Source organism: Prevotella fusca JCM 17724 (genome assembly GCF_001262015.1).
Classification (GTDB): Bacteria; Bacteroidota; Bacteroidia; order Bacteroidales; family Bacteroidaceae; genus Prevotella; species Prevotella fusca.
Genome location: NZ_CP012074.1, coordinates 893,279 through 907,877, shown reverse-complemented (window position 1 = coordinate 907,877; position 14,599 = coordinate 893,279). Strand labels below are relative to the sequence as shown.

The following is a 14,599-nucleotide window of genomic DNA, read 5'->3' as shown; positions in this document are numbered from 1 at the left end:
GGTAAATGGAGCAGTAACAATTGAATAAAAGCAAACAGCCTATGATACAACCGGCAAATCGTGTGAATGAAGTACAGGAATACTACTTCTCACGCAAACTGAAGGAAGTGGCGAAGATGAATGCTGACGGGCAGGATATTATCTCCTTGGCTATCGGCAGCCCTGATATGCCACCCTCAAAGCAAACAGTTGACAAGCTCTGTGAGGTTGCCAGAGAGACAACTGGGCATGGCTATCAGCCTACGATTGGTACAGCAGAACTACGTTCAGCGATGGCTGGCTTTTATAAACGTTGGTATGGCGTTGAAGTAGATGCCGGAACAGAAGTCCAGCCGCTCATCGGTTCAAAGGAAGGTATCCTGCACGTCACCTTGGCTTTCGTTAATCCCAGTGAGCAGGTGTTGGTTCCGAATCCCGGTTATCCCACTTACACCGCCCTTTCCCGACTGCTTGGTGCAGAGGTTGTGACCTACGACTTGAGAGAGGACAATGGCTGGCAGCCTGATTTTGAAGCATTGGAGCGGATGGACTTGAGCCGTGTCCGTCTGATGTGGACCAATTATCCGAATATGCCCACTGGTGGAAAAGCCTGCCGTGAAACCTATGAGCGGTTAGTAGACTTTGCCCGTCGGCACGGAATCGTCGTGGTAAATGATAATCCCTATTCATTTATCCTTAACGAAGGCGAGAAGTTGAGTCTGCTGCAAGTGCCTGGTGCAAAGGACTGTTGTATAGAGTTAAATTCCATGTCAAAGGCTTATAATATGCCTGGATGGCGTGTTGGAATGTGCATTAGTAACCCGACATTCATTTCGTGGATTCTGAAGGTGAAGAGCAACATTGACTCCGGTACCTTCCGGGGCATACAGTTGGCAGCTGCAGAAGCAATGAATACGAGTACGGACGAGTGGCATCAGCAATATAATATAGAGATTTATCGCCGGCGTCGGCTGATAGCTGAGGAGATAATGAGCCTCTTGGGCTGTCGTTTCGATAAGTCGCAGGTGGGTATGTTCCTCTGGGGAAAGATTCCGGAGAAGTATGCTGGCGTGGAAGAACTGACCGAACGTGTATTGCACGAAGCACGTGTGTTTATCGCTCCGGGCTTCATCTTTGGCAGTAATGGCAGTAGGTATGTGCGCATCTCGCTGTGTGCAAAGGAGGATAAGATGGCTGAGGCACGTGAACGTATCACTTCCTTGGAATGGTAAAGTGATGTTTTGGATGTCGTATAGTCGTCTTCCAAGAGGAGTAAAACAGCTCTTTAAGGTGCATCACGGCTATGCTTCATCATATTAAATGAGTATGGAATAAAAGATATAGATTATGGAATTAGAGTTAGAGCCTTTAAGACTTCCGAGCGATAAGGAACGCCCGATAGTCATTGCGGGTCCCTGTTCGGCTGAAACAGAAGACCAGGTGTTGTCTACGGCACGCAGTCTTGCAGCAAAAGGTTGCCATATTTTCCGTGCTGGTATATGGAAACCGCGCACGAAGCCGGGTGGATTTGAGGGCAATGGCGAGCCTGCTTTGCCTTGGATGAAGCAGGTGAAGGAAGAGACGGGGATGCTGATTTCAACAGAAGTGGCTACTCCCGAACATGTAGAGCTGGCTTTGAAATATGACATGGACGTCCTTTGGGTGGGCGCAAGAACTTCTGCCAATCCCTTTGCCATGCAGGCTTTGGCTGATGCTATGCAGGGCGTTGACATCCCGGTATTGGTAAAGAATCCTGTAAATCCCGATCTTGAATTGTGGATTGGTGCTCTTCAGCGTCTCAATCAGGCTGGCTTGAAGCGGCTGGGTGTAATTCATCGTGGCTTTTCAAGCTATGACAAGAAGATTTACCGTAATGTTCCTATGTGGCAGATACCTATTGAGTTACGCCGAAGGATACCGGGACTTCCCATCATCTGTGATCCAAGTCATATCGGTGGTCGCCGTGATTTGATAGCACCGCTATGCCAGCAGGCAATGGACTTGGGCTTTGACGGTCTGATAGTTGAGAGCCATTGCAATCCTGATAAGGCGTGGAGTGATGCCAAACAGCAGGTTACTCCTGACATTCTTGACTATATCCTCTCGCTTCTTGTGGTACGTGATCATACCTCAACGACCGAAGGACTTCGTCTTCTCCGTGCGCAGATAGACGAGATAGACAATTCCTTGATGGGACTTCTTGCCAAGCGTTTCCGCATCTGCCGTGAGATAGGAACCTTCAAGAAGGAACATAATATGACCGTTCTGCAGTCTGGCAGATACAGTGAAATCCTTGAGAAGCGTGGTGCACAGGCAAGCCTTTGTGGCATGGATGCCAGCTTTGCTGCCCAGGTCTTCGAGTTGATTCACGAGGAAAGTGTACGCCAGCAGTTGGAGATTGTGAATAAGTAGGGTGATGGGTGTTTAATGATGGGTGTTTAATGATGGGTGTTTAATGATGGTGTTTAATGATGGGTGTTGATGAATAGTGTTGAAACTGTTATTACAACTTTAAGTAGAATATCTTGAATGTAACTTTTCAAAACTTAGTATTCGCCTGCTATCTCGCAACACCTATCATTCACTACCTACTAATACAAATCATCATCACCCAACACCCATCACCTATCACCCTAATACAAATCATCATCACCCAACACTCAACACCCAACACCTAAACACATGAAAATATTGATTATGGGAGCAGGAAAGATGGGAAGTTTCTTCATTGACCTGCTTAGTTTCGACCACGAAGTGGCGGCATACGAGAAGGATGCACGCCGACTTCGCTTTACATATAACTGTCAGCGGTTTACAACATTGGAGGAAGTGAAAGCCTTTCAGCCGGAACTTGTCATCAATGCGGTGACGGTGAAATATACGATACCTGCTTTTGAAGAGGTGCTGCCGGTATTGTCAAAGGATTGTATCATATCAGATATCAGTTCGGTGAAGACAGGCTTGAAAGACTGGTATGACCAGTGCGGACATCCCTATGTGTCAACTCACCCGATGTTCGGTCCAACCTTTGCCAATCTCAATCAGCTGAGTGAAGAGAACGCCATCATCATCAGCGAGGGAGATTACATGGGGCGGATATTCTTCAAAGACCTCTATCAGAAACTGGACTTGAACATCTACGAGTACAGCTTCGAGGAACACGACAGGACGGTGGCTTACTCGCTGAGCATCCCGTTCGTCTCAACCTTCGTCTTTGCTGCAGTGATGAAGCATCAGGATGCGCCGGGCACAACTTTCAAGCGGCACATGCGTATAGCAAAAGGTGTACTGAATGAGGATGATTACCTGCTCCAGGAGATTCTTTTCAATCCTTACACCTATGATCAGGTGGCACAGATTCGTACAGAGCTGAAGGAGTTGCTGCAGATAATCGACGATAAAGATGCTGCGGGAATGAAGGCATATCTGACGAAAATACGTAGTCATGTGGCACGTGACATCGGGATAAAACAATGATAAGCATAGGCTTAAAGTCCCGATAACCTTGTTACTATCATCTTAAAACTGATATCTTATGCGCATATTGTTAACCCTTTTACTAACGATGACATCCTTGTCGGCGGTTGCTCAGGACCGTTTGACCATAGTGGAGCTGAATGCAGAAAACCTCTTTGATACCCGACATGACACGTTAAAGAATGACCATGAGTTCCTGCCCGACTCTCCCCGCCATTGGACACGTACCAAGTACTGGGAGAAACTGAACAGGATAGGGCAGACTATTATTGCCTGTGGCGAAGACAGCAGCGGCTGGCACTTGCCCGACATAGTGGGTTTATGTGAGGTTGAGAATGACAGTGTGCTTTTCGACCTCACCCGTCGCTCATTGCTTCGCAAGGCTCGTTACGAGTATGTAATGACGGCATCGGACGATGTGCGTGGTATTGACGTGGCATTGCTTTATTCCCCATTTTCTTTCCGCTTGATAAAAGCCGATACAATACATGTTGTTCCACTCGCTGATATGCGACCTACACGTGACATCCTGCACGTGGAAGGCGAGATTGGAAGCGGTGACACGCTGCACGTCTTTCTCCTTCATGCACCGAGTCGTATGGGCGGCGAGCTTTACTCCAGACCTTTCAGAAAGCATGTGATGAGTAGGCTGTGCGATGTGGTAGACTCTCTTCGTAGCCAGCATGCAGACCCAAAGCTGTTGGTGATGGGCGACTTCAATGATTATGCTGACAGTCCTTCGTTGCAGCTTGCATACGGCCATGGATTGATAAATGTGTCATCAGAGGCGCAAGGGCGCAACGGTGCCAAGGGAACTTATCGCTATCATGGGGAGTGGGGTAGCCTGGACCAGATGCTTGTGAGCAAGAATCTGCGCTCGTGGGTAACCGGCTGCCGTATTCATGATGCCCCGTTCCTGTTGGAGGAAGATACAAAATACGGCGGAGTAAAGCCCCGCCGTAATTATAATGGTATGCGTTATAACAATGGGTTCAGCGATCATCTGCCACTTGTCCTGCACCTTCAGCATTGAAGCTGGTGCTTGTTTCCGAATTATTTTCATGAAGAAAAATATTTATCATCATGAAAAGAAATATTTTTCTTCATGAAAATAAATTTTTATCTTCGTGAAGATAAATCAAAAAACACCACTTTCTCAATTGAAAAAGTAGTGTTTTAACTTGTTGTTTTAATAATGTCTTTGACTATTGGTTGTCAACAAACTTAATCTTTTTGTTTGAATCATCAATCTTAGCCTGTATCTTAGCCATTTTCTTTTCCATCTTGCTTAAATTCTTCTGGCTCTTGGCTAACTTCTTATTGACAGCTTTAGTCTCTTTCAGTTTCTTGATAGTACTTTTTGCATCCTTTACAGTGTTTGACGCATTGGATGTGTTGAAGTCAGTTGTAGCAATGTTAGCATCAGCGTTGATGTCAGCAGCTTTCTTGCTGAGTTCGATGTTGTTTGCCTTCTCCTTTTCGTAATCAAGTTGCAGCTTGTTCAATTCTGTTGTCAGCTTGAGTACCTTTTGCTGTTCCTTTAACTTGTCAATCTTAGCTGCATTCTGTGCGAAACCTGCAACAACAGATAATACCATTATCCCAATTAAAAATAATCTCTTCATATTTAAACCTATTTAAATTAATGCTGCAAATATATACATTTTATTATTAATGCACAATAGATAGTCTATAATATTTGCCATTTTGTGTTAAATTCTTGACTTTTGATAACTATCCCCTGCGATATGTCAGATTCGTAGCGGTGTTGTTTGAGATAGTTGCATGTTATATTGATTCGTTTAGATGGAGTCTGCTGGCAGTTGATAGCCATTGCCCGATGCTGACGGTTCAGAACCTAATCCGACACCATCCAGTAGTCCGTCCAGTGCACTTCCCAGCAACCCTTCTATGGCTGATGTTGCCGGTGAGATGACGTTCTCCTGCAGTATCTTGTGGGCTTTCCTCCTTATCTGTTCCTTCATGTTGATTTCTGATTTCTTGTAATACTGCTCTGCAGCTTCCCGGAGGTCATCTTCGTCAACAGTAAAGATATGTCCTAAGAGTCCTAAAGATACGATATGATCCTCGCCGTGATAATGTACTTTCCCGAGAGAGCAGACCACGTAGTTGTCAACCGTTACGAGGTTATTGACAGCAGCGTTGATAACCTTACTGGCAAAGACATCACTGATGGCTCTGAAAGCATAGTCAATAACTTCGTTGCCGGTTATGTCGTCACTGTCGTGGACGGCATCATTCACGGTTGCCGTTATGACTCCTGCGAGCGTTTCCTTGTGCTGTTCGGGCTTTGGGCAGGTGAGAATTAATACGGCAACAAGTGCAATAAATACAAGCATAATACCCACTAAGCAGCCTGTGTAGCTTTTCTTCTTCGCAGTCTGTTCCTGTATTGGAGGCTCTTGTGGTGAAGGTTGTACAATAGGTGTGGCTTCCACGAAAGGCATTCCTTCCGTCTGTACCTGATTGTTAGAAGGCATCTTGCCCTCCAGGAGCGTGCGAAGCTCCTCAATCTGCCAGGCAGGAACCCAGTCTGTGCCGTCGGTCGGCATTACAAGGGTTGTGGTCTGGATGTTTCGCTCTGCTAATTCGTTGAGGCTGTAAGGACCTCGCTTCTCGTTGTCAATGCTGATATAGTATTCCATTCTTTATTTCCTTTGAAGGCAAAGGCGGAAGAGTTAGAACTTGTTTTCCTCTACGTTCTCTGCCTGTTTTTGTCGGGTGCGAAGTTATATATTATTTCCGGACTGGCAAAGGAGTTGTAGTTTTTTTATCTGTAAATGAGTTAAATTGTGGATGGAGAAGTCAAGGTATGTAGGATGTGTACAACGGTTGCCGTACAACATAGAAAGATGATGCGGGTAAAACAAGTCGGAAAAGAATGAGATTTGATATTTTTTTCGTTTTATTCTTTGCATAGATAGGGGGGAAACATTATTTTTGCAGCAGGAAAAAGTAATATGAATGCAAAACAATTCGGTAAATAAAACAAGATAAATGATGGATTTGATACAGCCCTATATAGGGATTGCCGTGAAACTTGTCACGGGTATGATTGGTATTCTTGCTTTCCTGCGTATAACTGGCAAGGCACAGATGGGACAGTTGACGCCACTTGATACTGTGAGTGCCTTTGTAATTGGTGCATTGGTCGGTGGTGTGTTGTATAATCCGGATATGTCCGTAGGGCACCTTCTGTTTGCCTTGGCAGTATGGACAGCCTTCAATATGCTTGTTCGTTTTGCAATGCGCTCTGCCCGTTTGCGCCATTTTATCAAAGGAGAGAGCGTTTTTCTTGTGAAGAATGGTGTCATCAACTTCAAGAATTTCAAGCGTAACAGTCTTGAGATGGAGCAGTTCCGATTGCTTTTGAGGCAGAAAGGCATCTTTTCCATGTTTGATGTTGAGGATGTTCTGTTTGAGGCAAATGGTGCTGTTACGGTACTTTCACCGGGAGAAACATCGAACTCGTTTCTGCTTGTGAATAATGGTGAGATTATAGAAAGCAGTCTGGACCAGTGTAACCGTTCTCAGGCATGGGTGCTGCGAACCATTAAGCGCAATGGTTTCAAAAGTCCTGCCGACCTGTTCTGTATGGAATGGACGCCTCATAAGGGATTTTATTTCGTTACTTATGAGGGAAATGTCAAGCGTGGAGTGGAAGAGATTGATGCGGATGAAATTGAGCTTGACAATGCGCAGGTATAGTTTTTGTCGGTGCTTGTGATGGATGACGGTGTGACATTATTACTGCCGTCCGCTTGATTACAGATCAGGAATGTCAGCTTTCACAGCCTGTTGAGAGAGTTGTTGTCGGGTGATGGTAATTTGTTTCCCATGCGTTAGAAAAGTCATGGTGGTACAGGCCGTACTTGGATAAAGGAGCATATGGCGTGTGTCTTTGATAGTATCAATGGCAGATACGTTCCTGTTTGGTGCTGAAACAAGTTTGCTTCCTTGTCATGGGAAAGTGGTTGTGCGGACAGTTTGGACGTCAGTCCGCATGCTTTTCTTGCACAAAGCCTATTTATGTGCGCATGAATATAAGGAGAGTATTTTAAAATATTTTAAAATAGAGGTCGCAGACTTGTTGTTTTATTTTCCTTTTTATTATCTTTGTAAGATAGAATAAAATTATAAGTTTACTTTAAAAGCAATGTTTGAAAATTTAAGTGATCGTCTTGAACGCTCCTTTAAGATTCTCAAGGGAGAAGGAAAGATAACAGAGATAAATGTAGCAGAAACCCTGAAGGACGTGCGCAGAGCGCTTCTTGATGCCGATGTTAACTATAAAGTAGCTAAATCGTTTACAGATACTGTCAAGCAGAAAGCCTTAGGTATGAACGTGCTTACAGCCGTCAAGCCTGGGCAACTCATGGTCAAGATTGTACATGATGAGTTGGCTGAGTTGATGGGTGGTGAGGCTGTAGGTCTGAATTTGTCAAGTCGTCCTGCAATCATTCTGATGAGTGGTCTGCAGGGTTCTGGTAAGACTACATTCTCTGGCAAGCTGGCAAACATGCTCAAGACGAAGGAGCATAAGAATCCTTTGTTGGTTGCTTGTGACGTTTACCGTCCTGCAGCTATTGACCAGTTGAAGGTTGTAGGCGGTCAGGTAGGTGTGTCGGTCTATAGCGAGCCTGAGAACAAGAACGTAAATGAGATTGCCGACCATGCGCTTGCAGAGGCAAAGGCAAAGGGGCATGACGTTGTCATCATTGATACCGCTGGTCGTCTGGCAGTTGATGAGGAAATGATGAACGAGATTGAGAGTCTCAAAAATCACGTACATCCTGATGAGACGCTGTTTGTTGTTGATTCAATGACAGGTCAGGACGCAGTGAATACAGCCAAGGAGTTCAATGACCGTTTGGATTTCAACGGCGTTGTTCTCACCAAACTTGATGGCGATACCCGTGGTGGTGCGGCATTGTCAATCCGAACAGTGGTTACAAAGCCTATCAAGTTCATTGGTACGGGCGAGAAGATGGAGGCTGTCGATGTGTTCCATCCGGGTCGTATGGCTGACCGTATCTTGGGTATGGGTGACGTTGTCTCACTTGTTGAGCGTGCACAGGAGCAGTTCGATGAGGAAGAGGCAAAGCGTCTGCAGAAGAAGATTCAGAAGAACCAGTTTGATTTCAATGACTTCTATAATCAGATACAACAAATCAAGAAGATGGGTAATCTGAAAGATCTCGCTTCTATGATTCCTGGTGTAGGCAAGGCTATCCGTGATGTTGATATTGACGACAATGCTTTCAAGGGTATTGAGGCTATCATCCAGAGTATGACACCGAAGGAGCGTACAAATCCCGAGGTGCTCAATAACTCTCGTCGTCAGCGTATCGCCAAGGGGTCTGGTACCAACATACAGGAGGTGAACCGACTCATCAAACAGTTCGACCAGACCCGCAAGATGATGAAGATGGTTACAGGCTCGAAGATGGCTGGCATGATGGGTAGGATGAAGGGCATGCCAGGTATGCCGAATATGCCGAAGCTGTAAAAGACATATTTATCAAATAATATAATTACTATGGAATATCAGTTGATAGACGGAAAGGCAACAGCTACTGCAATAAAGCAGGAGATTGCCGAAGAAGTGAAGGCTATTGTTGCCGCTGGTGGTAAACAACCTCATCTGGCTGCTGTGTTGGTGGGACATGATGGAGGCAGTGAAACCTATGTGAAGAATAAGGTAATTGCCTGCGAACAGTGTGGCTTCAAGTCTACGCTCATTCGTTTTGAAGCTGATGTGACAGAAGAAGAGCTTTTGGCTTGCGTGGATAAGCTGAACAAGGACGAGGATGTTGACGGCTTTATCGTTCAGCTTCCTTTGCCAAAGCATATCGACGAGCAGAAGATTATCATGGCTGTAGACTATCGCAAGGATGTGGATGGTTTCCATCCTATCAATGTGGGGCGTATGGCCATCGGTCTGCCTTGCTTCATCTCTGCAACGCCATTGGGTATTCTGACTTTGCTGCAACATTATCATATTGAGACATCGGGCAAGAAGTGCGTTGTCCTGGGTCGCAGCAACATTGTCGGTAAGCCTATGGCACAGCTGATGATGCAGAAGCAGTATGGTGATTCTACTGTTACGGTGTGTCACTCCCGTTCAAAGGATTTGAAGAAAGAATGCCAGGAAGCTGATATTATTATAGCAGCTATCGGTAGACCTGACTTTGTGACAGCTGATATGGTGAAACCAGGTGCTGTGGTAATTGACGTCGGTACGACACGTGTGGTTGATGAAACGCGCAAGAGTGGTTTCAGGCTGAGCGGTGATGTGAAGTTTGACGAAGTTGCTCCTCTCTGTTCTTTCATCACGCCTGTCCCAGGTGGTGTCGGTCCAATGACAATCTGTTCGCTGATGAAGAATACGCTTGCTGCAGGCAAGAAAGAATATTATAAGTAGATGACAGCAGAAGAGTATCTCCAACAAGGTAACGAGTGCCGACAGAAAGGTGACTGGCAGAATGCCTTAGCTAATTATATGGAAGCAATCGAGTTGGATCCTAATTCTCCAGCAGTTGTGGCAAAAGAGATGCTGGAGAATATTCTCAACTTCTATAACAAGGATGCGTATAATCCTTAAAATACAAAAACTATGAGCAAGATGAAAGGTGCCATTGTAGTAAACACAGATCGGTGCAAAGGATGCCAGTTGTGTGTCGTTGCATGTCCGAAAGATGTTATTGCATTGGTTCAAAAGAAGGTAAATGTCCACGGATACCCGTATATTGAGCCTGCACGAGCTGATGACTGTATCGGCTGTGCTGCTTGTGCAACGGTTTGTCCTGATGGCTGTATTACAGTCTATCGTAAGAAAGTGGAGGTATGATTATGGCAGAACAAGATGTAAAACTAATGAAGGGGAACGAGGCTATCGCCCATGCAGCTATCCGCTGTGGTACTGATGGCTACTTCGGTTACCCTATCACTCCCCAGAGTGAGATAATTGAGACACTTGCTGCATTGAAGCCTTGGGAAACAACGGGTATGGTTGTACTCCAGGCGGAGAGCGAGGTGGCTTCTATTAATATGATTTATGGTGGTGCAGGTGCTGGTAAGCGTGTGCTGACAAGTTCCTCATCTCCGGGTGTAGCTTTGATGCAGGAGGGTATCAGTTATATGGCTGGTGCGGAACTTCCAGGTGTCTTTGTCAACGTTCAGCGTGGTGGTCCTGGTCTTGGAACTATCCAGCCGAGTCAGAGTGACTACTTCCAGGCAACGCGTGGAGGTGGTAATGGTGACTACAATGTGATTGTATTGGCACCAAACTCAGTGCAGGAGATGGCTGACTTTGTTGACTTGGCTTTCGAATTAGCATTCAAGTACCGCAATCCTGCAATGATTCTTTCCGATGGTGTGATTGGTCAGATGATGGAGAAGGTCGTTCTTCCTCCATTGAAACCACGGCGTACAGAGGAGGAAATCCGCAAGGAATGTCCTTGGGCTTCAATTGGTCGTACGCCAGACCGTGATCCTAACATCATCACTTCTTTGGAGTTGAAGCCAGAGGTAATGGAGGAGAGAAACCTCCACCTGCAGGAGAAGTATCGTCAGATTCGTGAGAATGAAGTGCGTTTTGAGACCCAGCAGTGCGAGGATGCAGACTATGTTATCGTCAGCTTCGGTAGTGCAGCACGTATCGGCGAAAAGGCTGTTGAGTTGGCTCGTGAGGCTGGACTGAAGGTCGGTTTGTTCCGTCCAATCACGCTGTGGCCTTTCCCAAGTAAGCAGCTTGCAGAGCTTTGCAAGGGCAAGAAAGGTGTCTTGGTAAGCGAGATCAATGCCGGTCAGATGGTGCAGGATGTCCGTCTTGCTATCAACGGAGCCTTGCCCGTTGAACACTTTGGTCGCTTGGGCGGCATTGTTCCTGACCCGGAAGAGATTGTCAAAGCACTCAAGGAAACGTTAGTAAAGTAAGGAGGGAGGACGTTTATTATGGCAAATGATATAATTTCACCTGAGAATCTGGTGTATAAGAAGCCGACCTTAATGAACGATACGGCAATGCACTATTGTCCGGGTTGTTCACATGGTGTGGTTCATAAGTTGGTTGCAGAGGTAATCGAAGAGATGGGGATGAGCGATAAGGCGGTCGGTGTATGCCCTGTAGGCTGTGCCGTGTTTGCTTATCGTTACCTTGATATTGACTGGCAGGAAGCTCCTCATGGTCGTGCTCCGGCAGTTGCAACGGGTATAAAGCGTCTTTGGCAGGACCGTCTGGTATTTACTTATCAGGGTGATGGTGACCTTGCCTGTATCGGTACGGCTGAAACAATCCATGCCTTGAACCGTGGCGAGAACATTCCAATCATCTTCATTAACAATGCTATTTATGGTATGACGGGCGGTCAGATGGCACCTACTACGCTCATCGGTCAGAAGACAGCCACCTGTCCGTACGGTCGTGAACCCGAACTACATGGCTATAATCTGAACATTACAGAGTTGGCAAGTCACCTGAAAGGAACCTGCTACGTAACTCGTCAGAGTGTTGACACTGTTGCCTCGATCAATAAAGCAAAGCGTGCAATTCGTAAGGCATTTGAAGCAAGTATGCAAGGAAAGGGCAGCTCATTGATTGAGATTGTGGCAACCTGCAACAGTGGTTGGAAACTTACTCCAGTAAAAGCCAACGAGTGGATGCGTGAGAATATGTTCCCTGAATATGAAAAGGGAGACCTGAAAGACACGACAGGTCTTTAAGGCATCTTTCCTATATATAAAATAAAGGTGTAATATGAAGAAAGAGATAATAATTAGTGGCTTCGGAGGTCAGGGTGTACTCTCAATGGGTAAGATTCTGGCTTATTCGGGACTAATGGAAGATAAGGAGATAACATGGATGCCTGCTTATGGTCCGGAGCAGCGTGGCGGTACAGCCAACGTTACTGTTATTGTAAGCGACGAGCGCATTTCTTCTCCTATTCTCAGCAAGTATGATGTTGCGATTGTGTTGAACCAGCCTTCGTTAGACAAGTTTGAACCCAAGGTTAAGCCAGGCGGTATCCTTATCTATGATGGCTATGGAGTTATCAATCCTCCAACCCGTAAGGACATCACGGTTTATCGTGTTGACGCTATGGACAAGGCTGCTGAGATGAAAAACGCTAAGGTGTTCAACATGATAGTCTTGGGCGGATTACTCAAGGTCTGTCCTGTTGTCAGCACTGATGGCTTGAAGAAGGCACTCTTCAAGAGCCTGCCAGAGCGTCATCATAAACTCATTCCGCTGAATATGGAAGCTGTGGAGGAGGGTATGAAGATTATTGCCCAGCAGTAATCAGAATTGATATTGCTGTGCAGATACGACGGCAATAATGATGAAAGAAGACCTGTTTTTTTATAACTCTCTAATTTGTTTAAGGGACCTTAGCAGTGATGCCACGGGTCCCTTTTTTGTTCGTCTATGTTAACTTCCTGCTTGACATACTGGCATCCTGTCATATCCGTAATACTTTATTATTCTTTTTCAATCTTTTGTGTTAGATTTTATGATAGTGAAGCTGGTACATTGTTCTGTACGTCCTTCTTTGTGGTTGCTTTTGCTCATTATATATATTGTTGTGCACAATTTTCCTCAAAAACATTTGGCTGTTTCATTATTTTTTTATTACTTTGCAACCAGTTTAAAACATTGACACGATATATTTTATAAATATTAATTAATTCAGAGAAACAATGAAAAAGTTAGTTTTAATGTTGGCAGCTGCTTCTATGGCAGCTTCTGTTTCTGCTCAGACAGTTTCAGAGAGCAAGACATTTGATAACATCTACGTTGGTCTTAACGGTGGTGTTGCTACAAAGACAACTGGTCACAAGTGGCTGAGCGACCTTGATCCAAATGCTGGTGTACGTGTTGGTCGTTACTTCACTCCAGTATTCGGTCTTGCAGTAGAGGGTAATGCATACTTCTCAAACAAGCCTTGGGGTTCAACAGGTACTGTTGTTCGTGCAACTAATGTTAGCTTGCTCGGTACTGTAAACCTCAGCAACTGGTTCGGTGGTTATCAGGGGGAGCCTCGTACATTCGAGGTTAGCGCACTCTATGGTCTTGGCTGGGGACACGTGTTCACAAATAACAAGGATGTTAAGAATAGTACTTCTGAACAGCGTAACCGCATGACTTCAAAGGCTGCTCTTGATTTTGCTTTCAACTTCGGTTCTGAGAAGCAGTTCCAGTTCTATGTAGAGCCTTCTATCAACTTTGCTTTCTTGGGTCAGGCTCGTAAATATCAGGTTGTTCCTACAGGAAATCCTTTGAGTCCAGTTGGAGTTGCTGAGCATGTGCCTTATGGTTACAAGGCTGCTTCACAGGCAGGTCAGCCAGCTTACAACATCAACAACTCATTTGTTCAGTTGAATGCTGGTATCGTTTACAAGTTCAAGAACTCTAACGGTACTCACAACTTCACAATCGTTACTCCACGTGACCAGGCTGAAATCGATGCTCTGAACGCTCAGATCAACGAGCTCCGCAACCGCAAGCCAGAGGTTATCACTAAGGAGATCGTTAAGGAGGTTCCTTCTGTTAAGGTTAAGGAGTTCACAGTTTCTGACCTCGTATTCGTTACTTTCGCACAGGGTAAGTCTGCTCTTACAGCTGACGCTAAGGCAGCTCTCAATAATATCAAGGAGGGTGTTCACGTTCAGGTTGTTGGTACAGCTTCTCCAGAGGGTTCTAAGGAACTCAACGACCGTCTGTCACAGGCTCGTGCTGATGTAGTTGCTAACTACCTCAGAGCTCGTGGTGTAAAGGTTGACGAGGCTACAGGTAAGGGCGTACAGGGTACAACTTCTAACCGTCTCGCTGTTGTTTACGTAAAGTAATCTGACCGAACTGGTTAAGAAGGTTTATCCTTCGAACAGATAAGAATCAGGGATGCACCTTTGTGTTGCATCCCTTTTTTGGTTCTTCCCTTAAATGCGTAGATTGGAAACAGAATAAAGGCTTATACACCTTCATGGTATGACTATCCAAAATCAGATGGTCTCACAAAAAGGGATAAAGCACAATATAAAATGCAGAAAAGGCAAACAGATGCTATGTCTTTCCGTCTTCTACAAACGACTTATTCCCATATCAGCCAATGTTTGTAAACTA

15 protein-coding genes are annotated in these 14,599 nt (G+C 45.3%); 13 read left to right on the top strand and 2 right to left on the bottom strand.

The genetic code is table 11. The features are described 5' to 3' along the window. The first annotated feature begins 41 nt into the window (after nucleotides 1-41). The 4 genes from ADJ77_RS03710 (at nucleotide 42) to ADJ77_RS03695 (ending at nucleotide 4,489) form a co-directional block, all read left to right on the top strand. On the top strand, nucleotides 42-1,211 hold the full coding sequence (locus tag ADJ77_RS03710; protein ID WP_025078632.1) for a pyridoxal phosphate-dependent aminotransferase: 1,170 nt from the start codon (nucleotides 42-44) through the stop codon (nucleotides 1,209-1,211). Between the two features lie 115 nt (nucleotides 1,212-1,326). Next, on the top strand, nucleotides 1,327-2,391 hold the full coding sequence (locus tag ADJ77_RS03705; protein WP_025078633.1) for a bifunctional 3-deoxy-7-phosphoheptulonate synthase/chorismate mutase type II: 1,065 nt from the start codon (nucleotides 1,327-1,329) through the stop codon (nucleotides 2,389-2,391). Between the two features lie 270 nt (nucleotides 2,392-2,661). After that, the gene (locus ADJ77_RS03700) at nucleotides 2,662-3,456 is read left to right on the top strand and encodes a prephenate dehydrogenase (protein WP_025078634.1); all 795 of its coding nucleotides are present in this window, start codon (nucleotides 2,662-2,664) and stop codon (nucleotides 3,454-3,456) included. A gap of 58 nt (nucleotides 3,457-3,514) precedes the next feature. Next, entirely contained in the window at nucleotides 3,515-4,489 is a 975-nt protein-coding gene (locus ADJ77_RS03695; RefSeq protein ID WP_025078635.1) for an endonuclease/exonuclease/phosphatase family protein, read from the top strand. 172 nt (nucleotides 4,490-4,661) lie between these two features. On the opposite strand, the gene ADJ77_RS03690 is transcribed toward ADJ77_RS03695, so the two are convergent. Together ADJ77_RS03690 and ADJ77_RS03685 are read right to left on the bottom strand one after the other, a co-directional pair. Next, nucleotides 4,662-5,081: a hypothetical protein gene (locus tag ADJ77_RS03690; RefSeq protein WP_025078636.1), complete on the bottom strand. Its 420-nt coding sequence runs from the start codon at nucleotides 5,079-5,081 to the stop codon at nucleotides 4,662-4,664. Between the two features lie 177 nt (nucleotides 5,082-5,258). Next, nucleotides 5,259-6,122 carry a DUF4339 domain-containing protein gene (locus ADJ77_RS03685; protein WP_025078637.1) on the bottom strand — a complete coding sequence of 288 codons (864 nt, stop codon included), beginning with the start codon at nucleotides 6,120-6,122 and terminating at the stop codon, nucleotides 5,259-5,261. Between the two features lie 352 nt (nucleotides 6,123-6,474). Between ADJ77_RS03685 and ADJ77_RS03680 the strand changes: the two genes are divergently transcribed. The 9 genes from ADJ77_RS03680 to ADJ77_RS03640 all read left to right on the top strand — a co-directional run bounded on the left by ADJ77_RS03680 (nucleotide 6,475) and on the right by ADJ77_RS03640 (nucleotide 14,325). Then, nucleotides 6,475-7,185: a DUF421 domain-containing protein gene (locus ADJ77_RS03680; protein ID WP_050696029.1), complete on the top strand. Its 711-nt coding sequence runs from the start codon at nucleotides 6,475-6,477 to the stop codon at nucleotides 7,183-7,185. A gap of 448 nt (nucleotides 7,186-7,633) precedes the next feature. Beyond that, nucleotides 7,634-8,986, top strand: a complete 1,353-nt coding sequence (gene ffh, locus ADJ77_RS03675) for a signal recognition particle protein (protein WP_025078639.1) — start codon at nucleotides 7,634-7,636, stop codon at nucleotides 8,984-8,986. A 30-nt stretch (nucleotides 8,987-9,016) separates the two neighbouring features. Continuing rightward, nucleotides 9,017-9,901 (top strand): bifunctional methylenetetrahydrofolate dehydrogenase/methenyltetrahydrofolate cyclohydrolase FolD, encoded by an 885-nt coding sequence (gene folD, locus ADJ77_RS03670; protein ID WP_025078640.1) that lies wholly within the window; start codon nucleotides 9,017-9,019, stop codon nucleotides 9,899-9,901. Further along, nucleotides 9,902-10,081 carry a tetratricopeptide repeat protein gene (locus ADJ77_RS03665; protein WP_025078641.1) on the top strand — a complete coding sequence of 60 codons (180 nt, stop codon included), beginning with the start codon at nucleotides 9,902-9,904 and terminating at the stop codon, nucleotides 10,079-10,081. Nucleotides 10,082-10,093: 12 nt separating this feature from the next. Further along, on the top strand, nucleotides 10,094-10,327 hold the full coding sequence (locus ADJ77_RS03660; protein ID WP_025078642.1) for a 4Fe-4S dicluster domain-containing protein: 234 nt from the start codon (nucleotides 10,094-10,096) through the stop codon (nucleotides 10,325-10,327). Between the two features lie 2 nt (nucleotides 10,328-10,329). Further along, complete coding sequence (locus ADJ77_RS03655; protein WP_025078643.1) at nucleotides 10,330-11,415, top strand: 3-methyl-2-oxobutanoate dehydrogenase subunit VorB; 1,086 nt, start codon at nucleotides 10,330-10,332, stop codon at nucleotides 11,413-11,415. 18 nt (nucleotides 11,416-11,433) lie between these two features. Continuing rightward, nucleotides 11,434-12,201: a thiamine pyrophosphate-dependent enzyme gene (locus tag ADJ77_RS03650; RefSeq protein ID WP_025078644.1), complete on the top strand. Its 768-nt coding sequence runs from the start codon at nucleotides 11,434-11,436 to the stop codon at nucleotides 12,199-12,201. Between the two features lie 34 nt (nucleotides 12,202-12,235). Then, on the top strand, nucleotides 12,236-12,778 hold the full coding sequence (locus tag ADJ77_RS03645) for a 2-oxoacid:acceptor oxidoreductase family protein (protein ID WP_025078645.1): 543 nt from the start codon (nucleotides 12,236-12,238) through the stop codon (nucleotides 12,776-12,778). A 398-nt stretch (nucleotides 12,779-13,176) separates the two neighbouring features. Beyond that, nucleotides 13,177-14,325 (top strand): OmpA family protein, encoded by a 1,149-nt coding sequence (locus ADJ77_RS03640; protein WP_025078646.1) that lies wholly within the window; start codon nucleotides 13,177-13,179, stop codon nucleotides 14,323-14,325. Nucleotides 14,326-14,599 lie beyond the last annotated feature (274 nt).